A 20,707-nucleotide genomic window follows, 5' to 3' on the forward strand; every position below is an offset into this window, starting at 1 on the left:
GCCCACCGTTGCCCGGTATTGAAACAAGAAGCCGGGAGGCAGCAGGCGGGCGCAATATAGCCCCATTAGTTACCGATGAAAACGGATATCACAATGACATTTTTTCGTGCCGTTGATAAAAAGCTCCACTGCAACGACTGATATCAATACAAGATGCCGTTAAATAGTGCTGATTGCACAATAAAACACCGCTTTGCTGCCATCTTGTGGCGGTTTAACAAGGTCAAGGTTGCTCAAGCGCGGCCGATGGCCCACACCTTAGTCAGACAGCTTCTGACAGGGCAGCCGTTTTCCCTCAAGGTGGCTCTGGCGGGCCAGATCCAGCAGCGCCATCACCGCCAGCGCTTCACTTGCTGGCACCGGGTTGCTCCCTTCGCCCTTGATGGCGGCGCAGACACCGCGATAGTAGGCGCCATAATCCCCCGCCTCACCCACCACGCTCTGCTGCTGTAACTGACCATCGACAATGCGGCTGAGCTGACCGGGTTCGCTATCCATGCCCCAATCCGCCGCCGGGGGCCGCAAGCCCTGCTTGAGCTGATCTTCCTGCACATCCATACCGAATTTCACGAACGAACCCTGGCTGCCGTGAACGATGAAACGCGGCATGGTGGCCGAGACCAGACAGCTGCCATGCAGAATGACCCGCAGAGCACCGTAACCCAGCACCACATGGAAGTAGTCGTCCGCCAGTGCGCCGGGGCGCTGCCCGGCAAGGTCTGCTTGCAGCCAGTCCGGTTGGCCGAACAGCTGTAGCGCCTGATCCAGTACATGGGGGCCGAGATCGAACCAGAGGCCGGAACCCGGGCCACCCGCTTCGCGCCAGCGCTGGCGCACTTCGGGGCGATAGCGATCGAAGTGGGATTCGAACTGGGCTATCTGCCCCAGACTCCCTTCTACCAGCAGACGGCGCACGGTAAGGAAATCCCCGTCCCAACGGCGGTTGTGGAAGATGCTGAGCAGTCGCTGCTGCTTTTCGGCCAGTTCGACCAGTGCTTGCGCCTCGGCCAGATCCAGTGCAAAGGGCTTGTCGATCACCACATGTTTGCCTGCCAGTAGCGCCTGGCGGGCGAGGGGGGCATGGGTGTCGTTGGGGGTGGCGATCACCACCAGATCGACGGTCTCATCGCTTAGCACCTCCTCCAGTGAACCGACCCGGCAGTCGGGCAGATCGGCCTGCACCTTGGCGGCATCGCGACTCACCACCCAACTCAGGGACAAGCCCGGCGTGGTGGAGAGGAAGGGGGCGTGAAAGGTCTTGCCTGCAAAGCCATAGCCCACCAGGGCTGCGTTGAGAGTGTGGCTCATCGGGAGTTCTCCGCTGACATCGAGTGAGTGGGGGTGCCATCGCAGGCTCTCTGCCGGATGGCCATTCGTTGTAAAGGCGATACAAACGAGAAGGGGGCCGATGGCCCCCTGAGTGTGCCCATCAGAGCACAGGATTTATTGCAAACACAAGCGGCGACCGCGTCGGGTCATCAGCATCACCAAGGGCGGCAGCAGCAGCCACATATGCAGCGCCAGCTGGCTCAGCGGGTCGTGCATCAGGGCGCCGGTCAGGCCAACCAACGCGCCGGATCCGCTCATCTGGAACAGGCCGAGCAGGGCAGCGGCGGTACCGGCGCAGTGGCCGAACGGTGCCAGCGCCATCCCGGCTGCCGAGCCCAGAATCATGGCAAAGCCGATGCTGGAGAGGAATACCGGCCCCATCATCGCCAGCGGATGTTCGATGTGCATGGCCAGAGTCAGGGTGATGGCCGAGAGCATCAACACCAGCAGGCCGATGCGCAGAGTGCGTCTTGGCCCCACCTTGGCGATAAAGCGTGGTGCCATGAAGCAGGCCAGAATGTTGAGCGCGGCGTTGGCGGTAAACCAGTAGCTAAAGCCGCTCATATCGAGCCCCAGTTTCACCATCAGTTGTACCGGCGCGGCGGTGACATAGGCGAGGATCACAGCCATCGCCAGCATGCACAGCGCCGCGTTGAACAGGAAGCTGGGGGAGCGCAGCACCGGGCTGTAGCGGGACCAGCTGATGAGGGCTCCTTCGCTGCGGGTCTCCTCCGGGCGGGTCTCCGGCATCCGCCACATCAGCCAGCTGCCGACGATAAGCGCATAACCGGCCATAAACCAGAAGTTGGCAGACCAGCCCGCCTTGGCGGTGAGCCAGCCACCGAGCAGGGGCGCCAGCGCAGGAATAAAGCAGATGGCGCCATTGAGATAGGAGATCATCTGGCCGCTCTTTTTCGGGCCATAGCTGTCACGCACTACCGAGAAGGCGGCGACCGAAGTAGCGCAGGCGCCGAAGCCCTGCAGCACCCGGGCCAGCATCAATTCGCCGAGGCTCGCGGCAAAACCGGCCCCCAGCGCGCTCAGGCCATAGAGCAGCACGCCGCCCAGCGCGATGGGCTTGCGACCGTAGCGATCGGCCAGCGGGCCAACAAGCAGTTGCCCCAGCCCCATGCTGAACAGGAACCAGGTGATGGTGCCCTGCATCAGTGTTACTTCGGCGCCCAGCTGCTCGGCCATCTGCGGAATGGCGGGCAGGTAGATGTCGATAGCCAGCGGACTGAACAGCACCAGTAGTACGAGCAAAAGTATCAATGGCATCTGTCACCTCTTTAGTCAGCCAGGTTAATGAATTGGGGCGCGAGTCTACTGACTCACAGTAATGAATAGAAATGGTATTTAATCACTTTGGTTATTCCATTATGGAAACATGTATTAAAAAGCTGGTTATTCGATGGCGGCAAATCCCCCGTAACCCCATCACAGCGGGTGTAATTGACGCTTTTACTAAACGCTTGCGCCGCATAGAATGCGCAGATTATTTTTGCGGAGGTGCTCGATGAACAAGCTTGTCCTGGCAACAGGTAACCAGAAAAAGGTGAAGGAATTGGCCGCCATGCTGGCCGATATGAAGATCCAGGTGATCCCACAGAGCGAGTTTGCGGTCTCCGATGCCGATGAGACCGGTACCACCTTCGTCGAGAATGCCATCATCAAGGCCCGCCACGCCGCCCGCATTACCGGTCTGCCCGCCGTGGCCGATGACTCCGGACTGGAAGTGGATCTGCTGCAAGGGCGCCCCGGCGTTTACTCCGCCCGCTTTGCCGGTGTGGGTGCCGGTGACAAGGCCAACATAGAGAAGCTGCTCGGCGAGCTGCAAGGTGCCCCCGAGTACCTGAAGAGCGCCCGCTTCTGGTGTGTGCTGGTCTATATGCGCCACGCCGACGATCCCACCCCCATCATCTGTCAGGCGAGCTGGGAAGGGATGATCATCGATGAGCCGCGCGGTCAGCACGGTTTCGGCTATGACCCCGTCTTCTTCGTGCCGGATCACGACTGCACCGCCGCCCAGATGCCTGCCGAGCTGAAAAACCAGCTGAGCCATCGCGGTCAGGCGCTGGCCAAGCTCAAAGCGGCGCTGGCTGCGGCGCATTGAGTCACTTCGCCACCTTGTCGGTTACACACGGTCAATCACACATAGTCATCTACAATGGGGGCCTTGAGCCCCCGTTTTATTGGAAGCCCCATGCTGCAACTGCCGCCGCTCTCTCTCTATATTCATGTGCCCTGGTGCGTCCAGAAGTGCCCTTACTGTGACTTCAACTCCCATGCCCAGAAGGGGGAGTTGCCTCACCTCGAATATGTCGCCGCCCTGCTGGAGGATCTGGATCAGGATCTGAAGTGGGCACAGGGGCGGCCGCTCTCCTCGATCTTTATCGGTGGCGGCACCCCCAGCCTGTTGACGGTGGAGGCGATGCAAGCCTTGCTGGACGGGGTGCGGGCCCGTATTCCGCTCGCCGCAGATTGCGAGATCACCATGGAGGCCAATCCGGGCACGGTAGAGGCGGACAAGTTTGCCGGTTTCCAGCGCGCCGGCATCAACCGCATCTCCATCGGTGTGCAGAGCTTCCAGCAGGAGAAGCTGAGCCGCCTCGGCCGCATTCACGGCCCGGAAGAGGCGCGCAAGGCGGCGGCACTGGCCCATGCCATCAAGTTGCCCACCTTCAATCTGGATCTGATGCACGGTCTGCCGGATCAGAGTCTGGATGACGCCCTTTATGACCTGCAGCAGGCGATCGACTGCGCCCCGCCGCACCTCTCCTGGTATCAGCTCACCATAGAGCCGAACACGGCGTTTGCCTCCAAGCCGCCCAAACTGCCGGAAGATGACACCCTATGGGACATCTACGAGCAGGGCCACGCCATGCTCACCGCCAGCGGTTATCGCCAGTACGAGATCTCGGCTTATGCCAAAGAGGGCTACCAGTGCCATCACAACCTCAACTACTGGCGTTTCGGCGACTATCTGGGGATTGGCTGTGGTGCTCACGGCAAGGTGACCGATCTCGTGAATCAGCAGATCCTGCGCACCGCCAAGGCGAAGCATCCGAAAGGGTATCTGGACAAGAGTCGCCCCTATCTGGACGAGCAGTGGCAGGTGACGGCAGACGATCTGCCGCTCGAATACTTTATGAACCGCTTCCGCCTGTTTGAACCGGCCCCCAAGGCGGAGTTCGAGGCCTATACCGGCTTGCCGCTGGAGCGGGTGGAGACGGTGCTCGCCATCGCCCAAAGCAAGGAGCTGATCGAGGATTTGGGGGATAGCTGGCAGCTCACTTCTCTCGGCCACCGTTATCTCAACGTGTTGCTCGAACTGTTTATGGATGAGTGAAAACGGGTTCACGATCTGGCTGCGAGGCCGAGATCAAGGTTCATGTACTGCTCGGAAGCCTCACGTATCTCTATACGCTCCGGTTCCTGCGCTGCTCTTCACCTTGCTGACAGCTTCTCGCGACAGGTCGTGAGCCAGTTTTGGCGAACCGTGTTTTGAGATAACAATCAGGGCGCCAATGGCGCCCTGATTGTTTATGGTCGGTAGAAACCCGCTCAGCAGCAGACGCGGATCATCTGCTGTTGGCCGGGCTCCCACCGCTTGCCGAATTTGGCTTTGCGCTGGTAACTCCCCTTGCCCTTCTTGTTGCGCTCGACCCGGCTGCGAAACAGGGGATCGGAGAGCAGGGCATGCAGATGGTTATCCTTTATCTCGCCGCGCTGATGGGCATAGTGGTCCCCTTGCGCATCTTCCTCACGGGGGAGGGCGGGTTGGTCGACCCGAATTTTGGCCATGATGGCTCCTCTTCTTTTCTCTTGGTGTGTTGATGCTTGTGTCTGGATGGCGGTTTTCGCTGCGAGCGCCTGTTCAGGCTAGCGCCCGGCAACCGGATGCACTGGCACCGGTTAAAAACGCGGCGATTTTGTCACCAAATCGCCGCCGGAGCAATGCATCGGGCGTGCCGAGTCAGTCACACTGAGCCAGGCACGCTCAGTCAGGCATACCATGTCAGCCGTGAACCGGGTCATGCTGGTCGTGGCTGTGATGCTCGTGATGGGCCGGGGCGCCAGATTCCAGCGTCTCGAGGATGGCGCAGTGCTCCGCCGAGCGCGGCCCGCCGCAGCAGATATTGGAGAGCTCTCGCAGGTTGTCGCGAAAGCGGGTCAGTTCGATGATCTTCTGCTCCACCTGGGCCAGCTTGGTGTCGGCCACTGCTTTCACCTCCTGACAGGTGACTTTGGCCTTGTTGGTATCGAGGTCGAGCAGCTCGCCGATATCTGCAAGGGAGAAGCCCACCGACTTGGCGCGAATGATGAACTCCAGCCGCCGCTTGTCCTGTTCACTGTAGAGGCGGTAGCCGGATTCGTTGCGGATCCCCGGTGAGATAAGCCCGTTCTTCTCGTAAAAACGCAGGGTATCTGCCTTGACCCCGCACGCCTTGGCCAGTTCACCGATCCGATACATGCTCTCTCTCCCCTTGAATGTATGCCGCCACAAAAACCGGAATCCACTATCACCCCTTTGCCCATGGATTGCCAGCCAAGGGCATAAAAGGGGCAGATAAACATCTCCTGGCGACCCTTTTTCCCATAAAACACTGAAAGTGCAAACGTTTCGAGAAAATCAATTGGAAAACGTTTAACGCCGCGCCAAATAAGGCTTTGCTGTTTCAAAAAATCCACCACAGGTCACATTTTTTGTGTAGAATACGCGCCCATAACAGAGCGCCGCACCAAGCGGGCATTTCCTAAAACGCTTTTGCCGGATGTCGGGGCGAGAGTGGTTTGCGAAATCCCCCACTTCCATTTATTTGGGGACTCTCTGTGTTGAGCCTCGCCTCCCATGGAACGGTCCCCGTTATGTTGAGGACGATAGTGTGATGGAACAAGCTCGACCCATTCGCCGTGCACTGCTGAGTGTGTCTGACAAAACTGGCATTCTGGAATTTGCCAAGGCACTCAACGAGCGTGGTGTTGCCCTGCTCTCCACGGGCGGTACCGCCAAGCTGCTTGGCGAGGCGGGTCTGCCGGTGACCGAGGTCTCCGACTACACGGGTTTCCCTGAAATGATGGATGGCCGGGTCAAGACCCTGCATCCCAAGGTTCATGGCGGCATCCTCGGCCGTCGGGATCAGGATGACGCCATCATGGCCCAGCACGCTATCTCCCCCATCGACATGGTTGTCGTCAACCTCTACCCGTTTGCTGCCACCGTGGCCAAAGCGGGCTGCACCCTGGCCGATGCGGTCGAGAACATCGACATCGGCGGCCCGACCATGGTGCGTTCTGCCGCCAAAAACCATAAAGATGTCGCTATCGTCGTCAAAGCTGCCGACTATGATCGGGTTATTCGCGAAATGGATGCCAACGGCAACAGTCTGAAACTGGCGACCCGTTTCGATCTGGCGATCAAAGCCTTCGAGCACACCGCTGCCTACGACGGTATGATCGCTAACTACTTCGGCACCATGGTGCCCTCTTATGGCGACAACAAGGAGGGTGATGAGGAGTCCCGCTTCCCGCGCACCTTCAACAGCCAGTTCATCAAGAAGCAGGACATGCGCTACGGCGAAAACAGCCATCAGGCTGCCGCTTTCTACGCCGAAGAGCATGCCGCGCCGGGTTCTGTCTCCAGCGCGACCCAGTTGCAGGGCAAGGCGCTCTCCTACAACAACATCGCCGACACTGACGCGGCGCTGGAGTGCGTGAAGGAGTTCGACGAGCCGGCCTGCGTTATCGTCAAGCATGCCAACCCGTGTGGCGTGGCCATCGGTAACGACCTGCTGAGTGCCTACGATCGCGCTTACCAGACCGACCCCACCTCTGCTTTCGGCGGCATCATAGCCTTCAACCGTGAGCTGGATGGCGCCACCGCCAAGGCCATCGTCGAGCGTCAGTTTGTTGAGGTGATCATTGCCCCAACCGTCAGCCAGGAGGCCCGCGACGCGGTCGCCGCCAAGCAGAACGTGCGTCTGCTCGAATGCGGTCAGTGGACGGCCCCGGCGCAAGGGTTTGACCTCAAGCGCGTCAACGGCGGTTTGCTGGTGCAGGAGCGGGACCTCGGCATGGTGACGCTGGGTGACCTGACCGTGGTCAGCAAGCGCCAGCCGACTGAGGCCGAGCTGCAAGATTTGTTGTTCTGCTGGAAAGTTGCCAAGTTCGTCAAATCCAACGCCATTGTCTACGCCAAAGATGGCCAGACCATCGGTGTCGGCGCCGGCCAGATGAGCCGCGTCTACTCCGCTAAAATCGCCGGTATCAAGGCGGCTGATGAAGGGTTGACCGTGGCGGGCTCCGTGATGGCCTCCGATGCCTTCTTCCCGTTCCGCGACGGTATTGATGCTGCCGCGCAGGCCGGTATCTCTTGCGTGATCCAGCCGGGTGGCTCGATGCGCGATCAGGAGGTGATCGACGCCGCCAACGAACACGGTATGTGCATGGTCTTCACCAACATGCGCCACTTCCGTCACTGATGGATCAGGGCCGCCATGGGCGGCCCTTTTGTTGTCTCTTTTCCACTGACTATTGCGACCGGCTTCCCTCTGGCGGAAGCCTGTGACCCACATAGAAGCGAGCGATACGATGAAAGTACTGATCATTGGCAATGGTGGCCGCGAACACGCCCTGGCCTGGAAGGCCAAGCAATCCCCTCTGGTGACCCGGGTCTTCGTCGCCCCCGGCAATGCTGGCACCGCGCACGAAGGGAGTATCGAGAACGTGGCTATCGCAGCTACCGATATTCCAGCTCTGCTGGCGTTTGCCAAGGAGCAGCGCATCGGTCTGACCATCGTTGGCCCGGAAGCGCCGCTGGTGAAAGGGGTGGTCGATGCCTTCCGTGCCGAGGGGCTGGCCATCTTCGGTCCGACCGCGGCTTCTGCTCAGCTGGAGGGCTCCAAGGCCTTTGCCAAGGATTTCCTGGCCCGTCACGCCATCCCGACTGCCGAGTACCAGAACTTCACCGAGGTGGAGCCCGCGCTGGCCTATCTGCGCGAGAAGGGAGCGCCCATCGTCATCAAGGCCGATGGTCTGGCCGCAGGTAAGGGGGTTATCGTGGCGATGACCCTGACCGAGGCCGAAGAGGCCGTGCGCGATATGCTCTCCGGCAATGCCTTTGGCGACGCCGGTGCCCGGGTGGTGATCGAGGAGTTTCTGGAAGGGGAAGAGGCGAGCTTCATCGTCATGGTCGATGGCGAGCATGTGCTGCCGATGGCCACCAGTCAGGATCACAAGCGGGTGGGGGATGGCGATACCGGCCTCAATACTGGCGGGATGGGCGCCTATTCGCCGGCGCCTGTGGTGACTGATGAAGTGCACCGCAAGGTGATGGAGCAGGTGATTATGCCGACCGTGCGCGGTATGGCGGCTGAGGGCAACGTCTACACCGGTTTCCTCTACGCTGGCCTGATGATCGACGGTGCAGGCAATCCCAAGGTGATCGAGTTCAACTGCCGCTTTGGTGATCCCGAGACCCAGCCCATCATGCTGCGGATGCGCTCCGATCTTGTGGAGCTCTGTCTGGCCGCCTGTGCCGGCAAGCTGGATCAGGTGGAAGCGAATTATGACCCCCGCGTAGCCATTGGTGTGGTGCTGGCTGCTGGCGGTTATCCCGGCGACTACCAGCAGGGCAAGGCCATTAGCGGTCTGCCGGTGGAAGAGGCGAGCGGCGAGAAGGTATTCCACGCGGGTACCCGCCTTGAGGGCGATACCGTAGTGACCGCCGGTGGCCGCGTGCTGTGCGCGACTGCGCTGGGCCATACAGTGGCTGAAGCGCAGCAGCGTGCCTATCAGCTGGCTGCCCGTATCCAGTGGGACGGTGTCTTCTATCGCAATGACATCGGCTGGCGCGCCATCGAGCGTGAACAGCAGGCAGGCTGATAGCCGATACCCGCAGTGACAAGCCCCGCCAATGGCGGGGTTTTTTATGCCGAAAAGTGCCTGATTGTCGATGCATTCATGTTGCTGTGGTTAACAAGCGAGGCACTCTTGTCACCATTTGCCACAAAAAACATCATTTTTCACAAACGCTTCACCATGAGTCATGGCATTATGCTGGTGATGAATTCCTGTTTGGATTCATAGGTGACCCTAATAATTTGAGCATGTTGTTATATAAGGAAATCCCATGTTGAAAACTGTTCGCCCCCTGCTGCTGCCTCTGATGTTCGGTCTGATCGCGTTGCCTGCCATGGCTGGCGATCTGGAACAGCCGATGAAGAAGATTGGCTTCAACTACAAGCAGGCGGTCAAGGCTGATGATCCGGCTACCATGGAGAAGCACATCAACGAGATGAAGGCCCAGCTGGATGTGGCCAAGCAGAAGAACATGCCTGCCGCCAAGAAGGAGAAGTTCCTCGAAGGCATGAATGAGGTACAGACCGAGCTGGATGCCAGCCTGGCTGCGCTCAAGGCCGGTGACGAAGCCAAGGCGCGCGAGCACCTGGCCAAGGTCAACGACCTGAAGAAGGAGTATCACAAGTATGCCAAGCAAAAAGGGTGATCCCTTTCGCTGGGATGCTGTGGTTCGCCTGACCCATTGGGGTGTGGCGGCGATCTGTATCGGCAACCTCTGGGTTAACGAAGCGGGGGAGGAGTGGCACGAGTGGCTGGGTTACGGCGCCATTGGGCTGGTCTCCTTGCGTCTGCTCTGGGGGCTCACTTTCGCCCGTGGCTACGCTCGCCTTAGTGCCTTAATCCCCAGCGGTGAGGATTTTCGCCAGCAAGCGCGCGAGATGCGTGAGCGGCAGCCTCCGGCACCGGGTCATCACGGCAGCGGCAAGCTGGCTGTGTGGGCGCTCTGGCTGGTCGTGCTGGCGACAGCAGGCAGCGGCTGGTTTCAGAATACCGAGACGGGATTTGAACTGGGGGCTGACGAGTGGCATGAGTGGTGCGTGGTGGCGCTGCAGGGACTGATTGGTCTGCATCTGCTGGCCATCGTCTTCACCTCCTGGCGCCAGCGCAGCAATCTGGTTACCCGGATGCTGCCTGCCATCGGGAGTCGCTCATCCATCCAGAGCGGCAGCAACGAGCAAACCTGAGGCTCAGCATTAGGCTACTTGTTTCTTAGTGAGGCGCCTGATCCAGACCCTGCCCAGACCCGCCCATGGCGGGTCTTTTCTATGGCCTCCTCGAGCTTATCACGGGACATTGCTCGATCCGCAGATGCAAAAAGGCCACTCATCATGAGCGGCCTTTTTCAATTTGGTGGCCCCTGGGGGACTTGAACCCACGACCAATCGATTATGAGTCGACTGCTCTGACCAACTGAGCTAAGGGGCCAAATTGTGCGTTTAGCGGCGTGGATTATAGGGGAAGAGGAAAGGGCAGTCTATAGGCATATCAACCACTTGGCGACTAATTGTCCAGCTTGATTGAGGGCGCAAAGAGGGTTGCAAGGGTAAATGCCAGACAAAACAAAGCCCCGCATGGCGGGGCTTTGGCAGATCACTTTGACACAGGGTCAGGACTATTCGTCCAGGAAGCTGCGCAGCACTTCCGAGCGACTCGGGTGGCGCAGTTTGCGCAGTGCCTTGGCTTCGATCTGACGAATACGCTCACGGGTTACGTCGAACTGCTTGCCCACTTCCTCGAGGGTGTGGTCAGTGTTCATGTCGATACCGAAACGCATCCGCAGTACCTTGGCTTCACGGGCGGTCAGGCCAGCCAGCACTTCGCGGGTGGCGTTGCGCAGGCTTTCGCTGGTCGCCGCATCCGCTGGCAGAGCCAGGGTGGTATCTTCGATAAAGTCGCCCAAGTGGGAATCTTCATCATCACCGATGGGCGTCTCCATGGAGATCGGCTCTTTGGCGATCTTCAGTACCTTGCGGATCTTGTCTTCCGGCATGCCCATGCGCATGGCCAGCTCTTCCGGGTTCGGTTCGCGCCCCATCTCCTGCAGCATCTGACGGGAGATACGGTTGAGCTTGTTGATGGTCTCGATCATGTGTACCGGGATACGGATGGTACGGGCCTGATCCGCGATGGAGCGGGTAATGGCCTGACGGATCCACCAAGTTGCATAGGTCGAGAACTTGTAGCCACGACGGTATTCAAACTTGTCTACCGCCTTCATCAGACCGATGTTGCCCTCCTGGATCAGATCCAGGAACTGCAGACCGCGGTTGGTGTACTTCTTGGCGATAGAGATAACCAGACGCAAGTTGGCCTCAACCATCTCTTTCTTCGCTCGGCGGGCTTTGGCCTCACCGATGCTCATGCGACGGTTGATATCCTTGATCTGGGCAATCGACAGGCCGGTCTCTTCTTCAATCTGCTGCAGCTTGCCGATGGCGCGCTGGATATCCTCGTCCATTTCAACCAGACGGGGAGACCAAGCTTTGCCAGCCTGCTTCTGGTATTCAAACCAGGCAGTTTCACACTCGTTGTTGGTGAAGGCCGCGACGAAGGTTTTCTTCGGCATCTTGGCCTGCTCAACGCAGAGCTTCATGATGATGCGTTCCTGCACGCGGACGCGCTCCATCATTTCACGCATGTTGTTGACCAGGCGATCGAACTGCTTGGGCATCAGGCGGAATTGACGGAATACATCGGCCAGCTGGGCGATGGCGGCCTGGGTATCTTCGTGTGCGCGACCATTCTTCTGAATGGAGAGGCGAGTCACTTCATACTGGGCACGCAGTTCGCCAAACTTCTCGCGAGCGACTTCCGGATCCGGACCACCATCACCGTCGTCGTCAGAGCTGTCGCCATCTTCGTCTTCGTCTTCTTCGTCTTCTTCATCTTCATCGGCCAGATCGTCTTCGCCCAGTTCGGAACCGATATGCGTGGCGGTAGGCGCCATATCTTCAGTTTCGTTCGGGTCAATAAAGCCAGAGATGATGTCAGAGAGACGCAGCTGTTCGGCTTCGTACTTGTCGTACTGTTCGAGCAGGTAAGTAATTGCTTCAGGATACTCGGCTACGGAGCTTTGTACCTGGTTGATACCGTCTTCGATCCGCTTGGCGATGTCGATTTCGCCTTCACGGGTCAGCAGTTCGACGGTACCCATTTCTCGCATGTACATGCGGACGGGATCGGTCGTGCGACCAATCTCGGATTCAACAGATGCCAGAGCCTGGGCCGCTGCTTCGGCAGCGTCCTCATCGGCGGTACCCCCTTCAGCCATGATCAAGTCATCGGCATCCGGAGCGTTTTCAACCACTTGAATGCCCATATCGTTGATCATCTGAATGATGTCTTCGATCTGGTCTGAATCGACAATATCTTGCGGGAGGTGATCGTTCACCTCGGCATAGGTCAGGTAGCCCTGTTCTTTACCTTTGGCAACGAGGAGTTTAAGCTGAGACTGCGGGGTTTGCTCCATAGAACTCATCCGGTTGGTGCTGCTAGGTTGCGCGTACAGTGCGCTGCTGCGCAAATAGCCAATTCTAATAGAAAACCGCCAGACATGCTATGTCTGGTTGCGGCGTCGGTCATGAGAAACCCCTGCCCGCAGTATTGTCTGCGCCAGGCGGTTATAAATTTTTTGCTTTTCATCCCGTCGATTCGGGCAACGCTATCCATATTGGGACTAATCACTCAAATATCAAGCCCCACTCTCATTTCTTTTCTCAATTTGCACCTCTCTGAGCAGCATTACCAGCTCTTGGGTTTCTTCGGAGCTTAGTCCTTCCTGAGCCACTTTGGTCTGTAATTCTTCGATCCGCTGTTTAAGAAACATATTGATGAAGCCAACAAAGGTATCCTGCAACTCCCCGAGAATATCGGGTTCCTGATCGAGTTTGATCTCCTCGAACAGGTCGTGCATTGCCAGCTGGGCGAGAATGTCCCCCTCCTTGGTGCCACGCCAGTGTTCCAGCAGGATACCAGTAGTGATACCGGGCTGTGCCAGGATCTGCTGGTGCAGTTGTAGCAGGAACTTGATGCCCTGCACGCGCAGTCCAGCTAACTCAGGCATGGGGGGAAGCTCGGCCGTCACTGCCGGATATTGCACCATCAGCGCCAGCGCACGCCGCAGTGGCGTTAGCTTGGCAGCCTTGGGTTTGTTGACCTCGGTTTTGGGCTGACTATTGCGGGCAAACAGCTCGGTGATACGCTGCTTGTTCTCACCCCAGCGCATCATGCTGGATAGACGGGTGATCAACCCTTCGCGGGTAAACCCTTCCGGTACGCGACGAATAAGCTCGGCGGCCTTGTTGGCCACTTCGAACTTGCCTGCCTCACCGGAGAGGGCGGCATCCCGGCTGAGACGCTCGAACATGAAGTCGGCGAACGGTTGAGCTTCATCGAGCAGGGCTTCAAATCCCTCCTTGCCGATCTGCCGTACCAACGAGTCGGGATCCTCGCCATCGGGCAGGAACACGAACTTCAGCTCGCGGCCATCCTGCAGATGGGGGAGGGCATTATCCAGCGCCCGCCAGGCCGCTTCACGACCGGCGTTGTCACCGTCGTAGCAGCAGACCACCTCGGCGGTGGTGCGAAACAGGGTGTGGATATGGTCGCTGGTCGTTGCAGTACCCAGCGCCGCCACCGCATAGTCGATGTCGTACTGACCGAGTGCCACCACATCCATGTAGCCTTCCACCACCAGGATCCGGCGTGGATCCTTGTGTGCCTGCTTCACCTCGTAGAGACCGAACAGCTCCCTCCCTTTATGGAAGATGGGGGTCTCCGGCGAGTTCAGGTACTTGGGGGTGCCATCACCCAGCACCCGGCCACCGAAACCGATGACCCGGCCACGCTTGTCGCGGATCGGGAACATGATGCGATCGCGGAAACGGTCATAGCTGCCCGGGCCATTGTCACGGGTGATCAGCATGCCGCCCGAGATAAGCAGCTGTTCGTGATCCCGGCTGGCGCCGAAGCGGCGGCGTACCTGATCCCAGTCACTTGGGGCATAACCGATGTTAAAGCGCTTGACCACTTCACCGGTCAGGCCGCGCCCTTTGAGGTACTCCACCGCATGGGGAGCGCTCTTGAGATTGCTCTCGTAGAAGCGGGCGATCTGGTGCATCAGCTCGAACAGATCCTTGCTGACGGCGGGCTGGCTATTGGCCGAGCCGCCGATGCTCTGCTCGCGAGGTACCTGCATGCCTTGCATGCTGGCGAGCTCTTCGATGGCATCGGGAAATTCGAGACCGTCGTACTCCATGACAAAGCCGATGGCATTGCCGTGGGCGCCACAACCGAAACAGTGGTAGAACTGCTTCTCCTGGCTGACCGTAAAAGAGGGGCTTTTTTCGTTATGAAAAGGGCAGCAAGCCTGGTAATTCTTACCGGCTTTTTTCAGCCGCACTCGCGAGTCGATCAGCTCGACTATGTCTGTGCGTACGAGCAGATCGTCGATAAAGGATTGGGGGATCCTGCCTGCCATAACCGTCCTGTTTCATTGCGGAGAAAATAAAAAAGCCGCGCATTCCAAGGGAAGCACGGCTTCTTCGACCAAACAAGAGAGTTGCCTGTTACGCCAAGCGGGTTTTCACCTGAGCACTGACGGCGCCGACATCGGCACGCCCCTGAATTTTCGGCTTCAAGACAGCCATGACCTTGCCCATATCAGCCATGATGGCAGCACCACTTTCAGTGATGGCTTGCTCGATCAGGGCGGCAATTTCATCTGCGGTCAGCTGTTGCGGCAGGAATTCCTGCAACACAACGATCTCGGCGGACTCTTTGTCGGCGAGATCCTGGCGACCGGCAGCTTCAAATTGGCTGATGGAATCGCGGCGCTGTTTGACCATTTTGGTCACGACAGCGAGGATATCCTCATCATTCAGCTCGATACGGGTATCGACTTCACGTTGCTTGATTTCTGCCATCAACAAGCGGATCGCTCCCAGACGTGCCTTATCTTTGGCAAGCATAGCGAGCTTTTGCTGATCCTTGAGTTGATCCTTCAGAGACACGGCAATATCTCCCGATTAGTACAGGCGGATACGACGTGCGTTTTCGCGAGACAGCTTCTTGGCGTGACGCTTGACAGCAGACGCTTTGGCGCGCTTACGAATGGTAGTCGGCTTCTCGTAGAACTCACGGCTACGAACTTCGGACAGGATACCGGCTTTTTCGCAAGAACGCTTGAAACGACGCAGAGCAACGTCAAACGGCTCATTTTCACGGACTTTGATTACTGGCATGTGCCTTTCACCTCAGTGATAAATTGTTAGCTGACCTTCAATCGATCAGCATGTCTTAAAATGGTGCGAAATTATACTCTGGACAGGGAATGAAAGTAAACCCGCAGAGATCGCTCTGGTTTAAAAAACCCGCGAAGGTTACCATAGCCGTCTCATTTTAGCAGTGAAATTTTTTAGCAATGCGTGTATTGGGCATAGAGACATCCTGTGACGAAACCGGGATCGCGATCTTCGACGATCAAAAAGGGATCCTTTCCCATCAGTTATACAGCCAGGTCAAGCTGCATGCGGACTACGGTGGCGTCGTCCCCGAACTCGCCAGCCGGGATCATGTTCGCAAGACGATCCCGTTGATCCAGGCCGCATTGCAAGAGGCGGGACTGGGCAAAGATGACATCGATGGCATCGCGTATACCGCGGGGCCGGGTCTGGTTGGCGCCATTCTGGTGGGGGCGACCATTGGCCGCTCGCTGGCGATGGCGTGGAACAAGCCGGCTATCGCCGTCCATCATATGGAAGGGCACCTGCTGGCCCCCATGCTGGAAGAGAAAGCCCCCGAGTTTCCCTTCGTGGCGCTGCTGGTCTCCGGTGGTCACTCCATGTTGGTGCGGGTTGACGGCATCGGCAGCTATCAGCTGTTGGGGGAATCCATCGATGATGCTGCTGGCGAAGCGTTCGACAAGACCGCCAAGCTGATGGGGCTGGACTATCCAGGTGGTCCGCTGCTCTCCCGTCTGGCCGAGAAGGGCACTACCGGGCGCTTCCACTTCCCTCGTCCGATGACAGATCGTCCCGGGCTCGACATGAGCTTCTCCGGCCTGAAGACCTTCACCGCCAACACTATCGCCGCCAACGGTGACGATGAGCAGACCCGCGCCGATATCGCCCGTGCGTTTGAAGATGCTGTGGTCGATACCCTGGCCATCAAGTGCCGTCGCGCCTTGAAAGAGACCGGCCTCACGCGCCTGGTGGTTGCTGGCGGCGTCAGTGCCAACCGTCATCTGCGTGCCCAGCTGGCCGAGCTGATGGAGAGCCTCAAGGGCGAGGTGTTCTATCCGCGCACTGAATATTGCACTGATAACGGCGCCATGATCGCTTACGCCGGTATGCAGCGCCTGAAAGCGGGCGTGTTTGAGCCGTTGGCGGTCAAAGCCGTGCCGCGCTGGCCGCTGGATACCCTGGATCCGGTCTGATCCGACGGATCCCGCCTTCTGGCGTGGTGGTGAGTACCATGTGGTCTACTGCTCCTGCAATTCGGCAGCGGCGGTTATAGCGCCGTTGGCACGTTGTTGTGGTGTCTGCTGTCGCCGTGGTTGAGCCATCCGGATAAGAGGTCAGCTCTCGTGCTGGCAGACAGCCAAGCACAGAGTAAAGAGATAAAAAATCCCCGCCAACTGGCGGGGATTTTTGTTTGGTGATCGGCAGGCGATGGATTACAGCAGGATGCCGCCGAAGAAGAAGCCCAGTGCCACGGCGATGGCGATGGTGGCGGTGCCCGGTACGAAGAAGGGATGGTTGAAGACCGCCTTACCGATACGGGTGGAGCCGGTGTCGTCCATCTCTACCGCGGCCAGCAGAGTCGGGTAGGTCGGCAGTACGAACAGGGCGCTCACGGCTGCGAAAGAGGCAATCGCAGTCAGCGGGCTGACACCCAGTGCCAGTGCGGCAGGCATCAACGCTTTGGTGGTGGCGCCTTGTGAATAGAGCAGCATGGCAGCGAAGAACAGCACCACAGCCAGCAGCCAGGAGTACTGGTTCAGCAGGTCGCCAGCGATCAGCTGGATGGTGTCCATGTTGCCTTTAACGAAGACGTTACCCAGCCAGGCCACACCCAGTACGCAGATACAGGCGGACATACCGGACTTGAAGGTCGGCATGTTGGTGACCTGGGTGGCGTCCAGTTTGCACACCAGGGTCATGATGGTGGCCGCGGCCAGCATGATGCCCATGATGGCGCCGTCACGGGGGATCGGCGGGTTGGTGATCAGGCCCACTTTACCGGAGATGGCAGTGGCATAAGCCATGACAGCAACGATGGCGGCGATGAAGATCCAGACCGACAGCTTGGCGTACGGTTTGATCTCGAGCTTGGTAGTACCACGCAGTTTGATCAGCCCCTTGGCTTTACGCTCCAGATAGACTTCGTCCTGCTCCAGCGGCTTGCCCATCATGTTGGCAATGAAGGCGCCCAGGATACAGGCCAGGAAGGTAGAGGGGATGCAGATGGCCAGCAGGGTCAGATAATCAACACCAAACGGCTCGAGCATGCCGGAGAAGGCAACCACAGCGGCAGAGATCGGGGAAGCTGTGATGGCGATCTGGGAGGCGACAACCGCGATGGAGAGCGGACGGGACGGACGGATCCCCTGCTCTTTGGCCACTTCCGCGATCACCGGCAGGGTGGAGAAGGCGGTATGACCGGTACCGGCCAGCATGGTCATCAGATAGGTGACCACCGGGGCGGCGAAGGTGATGTATTTGGGGTTCTTGCGCAGCGCTTTTTCTGCCAGGAAGACCAGATAGTCCATCCCGCCAGCCAGTTGCATACAGGCGATGGCACAGATGACGGACGCGATGATCATGATCACATCCCAGGGGATGTAGCTGACCAGTTGATCGCTCGGGATGGGCATGCCCAGACCCCACGTCAATACCAGTACCCCCAGACCACCGGCAAAGCCGATGCCGATGCTGCCTATCCGGGCCCCCAGATAGATAGCGGCGAGCACGACAAGTAACTCGATTCCAATCATAGCGATAACTCCATTTTTTAGTTTTTGGTTTTTATTTGGCAAAAAGCCAATTCCCGATCGGGCTGGGGATAAAGACCAATCGGGAACTGACTTTATGGGCCGGGAAGATCCCGGCCCACACTCGCTTATACGGCAGCTTCGCGGGTGAAACGCTTGGCTTTGTATTGCGGGTTCATCAGGTTCTCGATGGAGAGAATTTCGTCCAGCTGCTCGGCGCTCAGCAGGCCGCGCTCAAGAACGACTTCGCGGACGTTCTTGCCGGTCTGGGCACAGATCTTGCCGACGATATCCCCTTCGTGGTGGCCGATGAAGGGGTTCAGGTAGGTCACGATACCGATGGAGTTCAGCACGTGATTCATGCAGATTTCCGGGTTGGCGGTGATACCTTCCACGCACTTCTCGCGCAGGGAAATACAGGCTTTTTCCATCAGGCTCAGTGATTCGAACATCGCCTGACCAATCACCGGCTCCATGACGTTCAGCTGCAGCTGACCGGCTTCGGCGGCGAAGGTGATGGTGATGTCGTTACCGAATACCTTGAAGCAGGATTGGTTGACCACTTCCGGGATAACCGGGTTGACCTTGGCCGGCATGATGGAGGAGCCCGCCTGCATTTCCGGCAGGTTGATCTCTTTCAGTGCGGTGCGCGGGCCGGAGGAGAGCAGACGCAGGTCATTACAGATCTTGGACAGCTTCATGGCCAGACGCTTGATGGCGCCGTGCAGCATGACGTAGGCGCCACAGTCTGAGGTCGCTTCGATCAGATCTTCTGCCGGTACATAGGCACGACCGGTGATCTCGGCCAGACGCTTGATGGCCAGTGCAGAGTACTCGGGCGGAGTGTTCAGACCGGTACCGATGGCGGTCGCGCCCAGGTTCACTTCCAGCAGCAGCTCCTGGCAACGCTTGATGGACTTGATCTCTTCACGCAGGGTCACGGCGAATGCGTGGAACTCCTGACCCAGGGTCATCGGAACCGCATCTTGCAGTTGGGTACGGCCCATCTTCAGGATCTTCTTGAATTCTTCTGCTTTGGCATCAAAAGCGGCGATCAGTGCTTCCAGAGCATGCAGAGTCACGTCAGTGCTGTTGACCACAGCAACGCGGAAACCGGTCGGGTAAGCATCGTTGGTGGACTGGCACTTGTTGACGTGGTCGTTCGGGTTGATGACGTCGTAACGGCCTTTCTCCAGACCCATGATTTCCAAGGCGATGTTGGCCAGTACTTCGTTAGTGTTCATGTTGACGGAGGTGCCGGCACCTCCCTGGTAAACGTCGACCGGGAACTGGTCGAAGCATTTGCCTGTGTTCAGCATCAGGTCGCAGGCTTCTACGATCTTGTCAGCAATTTCAGGACGGATGGTACCGAGCTCGCCGTTTGCCAGTGCAGCAGCTTTCTTGGTCAGCACCATACCGCGGACAAATTCCGGAACGTCAGAAATCTTCTGAGAGCTGATCTTGAAGTTCTCGACAGCGCGCAGGGTGTGCACACCGTAGTAGAGATCATTGGAAACTTCTTTGGTGCCCAGCAGGTCTTCTTCAATGCGGACGTTCTTGATGTCGCTCATTGTAATGCCTCAGAAATCAGATAAATGGAAAAATCCTCACCGAGTGGTCGCGAGTTCCTTGCGCACAGCTCATCCTGAAGCACCACACATCGAGTGGGGCGGTAGGGAGAGTGACCTCCCGAAAAACTAATCAATATACTACTCCAATTGAGGTATCGGTTATTAGAGGTGGATCACTAAATTTGCGACATTTTCAAATTACTTTGAGTAAAGTACACATATGTTATGAAGTTTTTATCGTGATGATTTTTATATATTTTTGTGACTTTTTGCTGGTTTTTTAGATTGCTGATGACGTAGGAGTCAGTTGACCAACTTGAAAAAGGGGGGACGGCCCCCATTTATTCAGGGCAGAAAGTGGTGATGACAGGGCGGCAAAATCGCCTCTGACCATCGTTGGATGGGCGCCACTTTTTCTCAATTTACCGGTGCTGGAGTGGATATGGGCAAGTTGTTTTTGTTGTTGGTGGGTCTGGTTGTGCTGGAGCTCACCGTGATGATCGAGGTCGGCTCGGTAATCGGGGCGCTGCCGACTGTCGGCTTGCTCATACTGACTGCGGTATTGGGCTCCTCGCTGGTGCGCAGTGAAGGGATCAAGACCCTGTTCAGCGCCCAGCAAAAGATGCAGATGGGCGAGATGCCGGGCCGCGAGGTGATGGGGGGCATGATGCTGGCGTTGGCGGGCCTGCTGCTGATTATCCCGGGTTTCGTGACCGACATTTTCGGTGTGCTGTTGCTGCAACCCTGGCTGCGCAACAAACTGGCTGACAAGCTGATCGGCAGCAGCCAGTTCCGGATGCAGATGGGCGGTTTCCAGCGTACTCAATCGCCGTTTGGCAACGCACCGTCCGATGATCATCTGGGGAACGCCAAGCAGGGCGGCACCACCATCGAAGGCGAATTTGAGCGCAAAGAGTGAGCGTAAAGAGTAATCGACGAAACGAAAACCCGAGGT

Annotated in this window: 18 protein-coding genes and 1 tRNA gene; 8 read left to right on the plus strand and 11 right to left on the minus strand. The window is 58.1% G+C overall.

Features of this window, described 5'->3' with window-relative positions:
• Nucleotides 1-258 precede the first annotated feature (258 nt).
• Complete coding sequence (locus tag G5149_RS15120; protein WP_421212830.1) at nt 259-1,308, minus strand: oxidoreductase; 1,050 nt, start codon at nt 1,306-1,308, stop codon at nt 259-261.
• 135 nt (nt 1,309-1,443) lie between these two features.
• Nucleotides 1,444-2,607, minus strand: coding sequence for a multidrug effflux MFS transporter (locus G5149_RS15125; RefSeq protein ID WP_005340537.1), 1,164 nt, complete (start codon nt 2,605-2,607; stop codon nt 1,444-1,446).
• 238 nt (nt 2,608-2,845) lie between these two features.
• Between G5149_RS15125 and rdgB the strand changes: the two genes are divergently transcribed.
• Nucleotides 2,846-3,442: an RdgB/HAM1 family non-canonical purine NTP pyrophosphatase gene (gene rdgB / locus G5149_RS15130; RefSeq protein ID WP_005340539.1), complete on the plus strand. Its 597-nt coding sequence runs from the start codon at nt 2,846-2,848 to the stop codon at nt 3,440-3,442.
• Nucleotides 3,443-3,532: 90 nt separating this feature from the next.
• Nucleotides 3,533-4,678 carry a radical SAM family heme chaperone HemW gene (hemW, locus tag G5149_RS15135; RefSeq protein ID WP_421212832.1) on the plus strand — a complete coding sequence of 382 codons (1,146 nt, stop codon included), beginning with the start codon at nt 3,533-3,535 and terminating at the stop codon, nt 4,676-4,678.
• A 215-nt stretch (nt 4,679-4,893) separates the two neighbouring features.
• On the opposite strand, the gene G5149_RS15140 is transcribed toward hemW, so the two are convergent.
• Complete coding sequence (locus G5149_RS15140) at nt 4,894-5,133, minus strand: alternative ribosome-rescue factor A (RefSeq protein WP_279465279.1); 240 nt, start codon at nt 5,131-5,133, stop codon at nt 4,894-4,896.
• A 214-nt stretch (nt 5,134-5,347) separates the two neighbouring features.
• Nucleotides 5,348-5,803, minus strand: coding sequence for a Zn(2+)-responsive transcriptional regulator (zntR, locus tag G5149_RS15145; protein ID WP_005341244.1), 456 nt, complete (start codon nt 5,801-5,803; stop codon nt 5,348-5,350).
• 415 nt (nt 5,804-6,218) lie between these two features.
• Between zntR and purH the strand changes: the two genes are divergently transcribed.
• The 4 genes from purH to G5149_RS15165 all read left to right on the plus strand — a co-directional run bounded on the left by purH (nt 6,219) and on the right by G5149_RS15165 (nt 10,373).
• Nucleotides 6,219-7,811 (plus strand): bifunctional phosphoribosylaminoimidazolecarboxamide formyltransferase/IMP cyclohydrolase, encoded by a 1,593-nt coding sequence (gene purH, locus G5149_RS15150; protein ID WP_216980124.1) that lies wholly within the window; start codon nt 6,219-6,221, stop codon nt 7,809-7,811.
• 109 nt (nt 7,812-7,920) lie between these two features.
• Complete coding sequence (gene purD / locus G5149_RS15155) at nt 7,921-9,213, plus strand: phosphoribosylamine--glycine ligase (protein ID WP_216980125.1); 1,293 nt, start codon at nt 7,921-7,923, stop codon at nt 9,211-9,213.
• Between the two features lie 247 nt (nt 9,214-9,460).
• Nucleotides 9,461-9,835, plus strand: coding sequence for a cytochrome b562 (locus tag G5149_RS15160; RefSeq protein WP_216980126.1), 375 nt, complete (start codon nt 9,461-9,463; stop codon nt 9,833-9,835).
• On the plus strand, nt 9,816-10,373 hold the full coding sequence (locus G5149_RS15165; RefSeq protein WP_216980127.1) for a cytochrome b/b6 domain-containing protein: 558 nt from the start codon (nt 9,816-9,818) through the stop codon (nt 10,371-10,373). Before G5149_RS15160 ends, G5149_RS15165 begins: the two co-directional genes overlap by 20 nt.
• A gap of 164 nt (nt 10,374-10,537) precedes the next feature.
• Here the strand turns inward: G5149_RS15165 and G5149_RS15170 are convergent.
• The 5 genes from G5149_RS15170 to rpsU all read right to left on the minus strand — a co-directional run bounded on the left by G5149_RS15170 (nt 10,538) and on the right by rpsU (nt 15,431).
• Nucleotides 10,538-10,614, minus strand: a tRNA-Ile gene (locus G5149_RS15170).
• A gap of 187 nt (nt 10,615-10,801) precedes the next feature.
• Nucleotides 10,802-12,697, minus strand: a complete 1,896-nt coding sequence (gene rpoD, locus G5149_RS15175) for an RNA polymerase sigma factor RpoD (protein ID WP_288728916.1) — start codon at nt 12,695-12,697, stop codon at nt 10,802-10,804.
• A 183-nt stretch (nt 12,698-12,880) separates the two neighbouring features.
• A complete protein-coding gene (gene dnaG, locus G5149_RS15180; protein WP_421212835.1) occupies nt 12,881-14,668 on the minus strand; it encodes a DNA primase in 1,788 nt (595 codons plus the stop codon).
• A gap of 88 nt (nt 14,669-14,756) precedes the next feature.
• Nucleotides 14,757-15,200 (minus strand): GatB/YqeY domain-containing protein, encoded by a 444-nt coding sequence (locus G5149_RS15185; RefSeq protein ID WP_042084472.1) that lies wholly within the window; start codon nt 15,198-15,200, stop codon nt 14,757-14,759.
• 15 nt (nt 15,201-15,215) lie between these two features.
• Complete coding sequence (gene rpsU, locus G5149_RS15190; RefSeq protein WP_005309452.1) at nt 15,216-15,431, minus strand: 30S ribosomal protein S21; 216 nt, start codon at nt 15,429-15,431, stop codon at nt 15,216-15,218.
• Between the two features lie 179 nt (nt 15,432-15,610).
• Here rpsU and tsaD point away from each other — a divergent pair, with 179 nt between their 5' ends.
• Nucleotides 15,611-16,624: a tRNA (adenosine(37)-N6)-threonylcarbamoyltransferase complex transferase subunit TsaD gene (gene tsaD, locus G5149_RS15195; RefSeq protein ID WP_042052807.1), complete on the plus strand. Its 1,014-nt coding sequence runs from the start codon at nt 15,611-15,613 to the stop codon at nt 16,622-16,624.
• Between the two features lie 240 nt (nt 16,625-16,864).
• On the opposite strand, the gene G5149_RS15200 is transcribed toward tsaD, so the two are convergent.
• Together G5149_RS15200 and aspA are read right to left on the minus strand one after the other, a co-directional pair.
• Nucleotides 16,865-18,184 (minus strand): anaerobic C4-dicarboxylate transporter, encoded by a 1,320-nt coding sequence (locus tag G5149_RS15200; RefSeq protein ID WP_021229055.1) that lies wholly within the window; start codon nt 18,182-18,184, stop codon nt 16,865-16,867.
• 125 nt (nt 18,185-18,309) lie between these two features.
• A complete protein-coding gene (gene aspA, locus G5149_RS15205; RefSeq protein WP_005341227.1) occupies nt 18,310-19,752 on the minus strand; it encodes an aspartate ammonia-lyase in 1,443 nt (480 codons plus the stop codon).
• A gap of 442 nt (nt 19,753-20,194) precedes the next feature.
• Between aspA and G5149_RS15210 the strand changes: the two genes are divergently transcribed.
• Nucleotides 20,195-20,671 (plus strand): FxsA family protein, encoded by a 477-nt coding sequence (locus tag G5149_RS15210; protein WP_005340570.1) that lies wholly within the window; start codon nt 20,195-20,197, stop codon nt 20,669-20,671.
• The last annotated feature ends 36 nt before the right edge of the window (nt 20,672-20,707 follow it).

It is taken from the genome of Aeromonas sp. 600479, assembly GCF_049175515.1.
GTDB classification, from domain to species: Bacteria; Pseudomonadota; Gammaproteobacteria; order Enterobacterales; family Aeromonadaceae; genus Aeromonas; species Aeromonas veronii_A.

Coding starts and splice junctions, on each gene's coding strand:
- aspA (WP_005341227.1), bottom strand. CDS start 19,752: ATGAGCGACATCAAGAACGTCCGCATTGAAGAAGACCTGCTGGGCACC.
- G5149_RS15140 (WP_279465279.1), bottom strand. CDS start 5,133: ATGGCCAAAATTCGGGTCGACCAACCCGCCCTCCCCCGTGAGGAAGAT.
- rpsU (WP_005309452.1), bottom strand. CDS start 15,431: ATGCCAGTAATCAAAGTCCGTGAAAATGAGCCGTTTGACGTTGCTCTG.
- dnaG (WP_421212835.1), bottom strand. CDS start 14,668: ATGGCAGGCAGGATCCCCCAATCCTTTATCGACGATCTGCTCGTACGC.
- G5149_RS15165 (WP_216980127.1), top strand. CDS start 9,816: ATGCCAAGCAAAAAGGGTGATCCCTTTCGCTGGGATGCTGTGGTTCGC.
- G5149_RS15160 (WP_216980126.1), top strand. CDS start 9,461: ATGTTGAAAACTGTTCGCCCCCTGCTGCTGCCTCTGATGTTCGGTCTG.
- tsaD (WP_042052807.1), top strand. CDS start 15,611: ATGCGTGTATTGGGCATAGAGACATCCTGTGACGAAACCGGGATCGCG.
- G5149_RS15210 (WP_005340570.1), top strand. CDS start 20,195: ATGGGCAAGTTGTTTTTGTTGTTGGTGGGTCTGGTTGTGCTGGAGCTC.
- zntR (WP_005341244.1), bottom strand. CDS start 5,803: ATGTATCGGATCGGTGAACTGGCCAAGGCGTGCGGGGTCAAGGCAGAT.
- hemW (WP_421212832.1), top strand. CDS start 3,533: ATGCTGCAACTGCCGCCGCTCTCTCTCTATATTCATGTGCCCTGGTGC.
- G5149_RS15120 (WP_421212830.1), bottom strand. CDS start 1,308: ATGAGCCACACTCTCAACGCAGCCCTGGTGGGCTATGGCTTTGCAGGC.
- purD (WP_216980125.1), top strand. CDS start 7,921: ATGAAAGTACTGATCATTGGCAATGGTGGCCGCGAACACGCCCTGGCC.
- purH (WP_216980124.1), top strand. CDS start 6,219: ATGGAACAAGCTCGACCCATTCGCCGTGCACTGCTGAGTGTGTCTGAC.
- G5149_RS15125 (WP_005340537.1), bottom strand. CDS start 2,607: ATGCCATTGATACTTTTGCTCGTACTACTGGTGCTGTTCAGTCCGCTG.
- rdgB (WP_005340539.1), top strand. CDS start 2,846: ATGAACAAGCTTGTCCTGGCAACAGGTAACCAGAAAAAGGTGAAGGAA.
- G5149_RS15200 (WP_021229055.1), bottom strand. CDS start 18,184: ATGATTGGAATCGAGTTACTTGTCGTGCTCGCCGCTATCTATCTGGGG.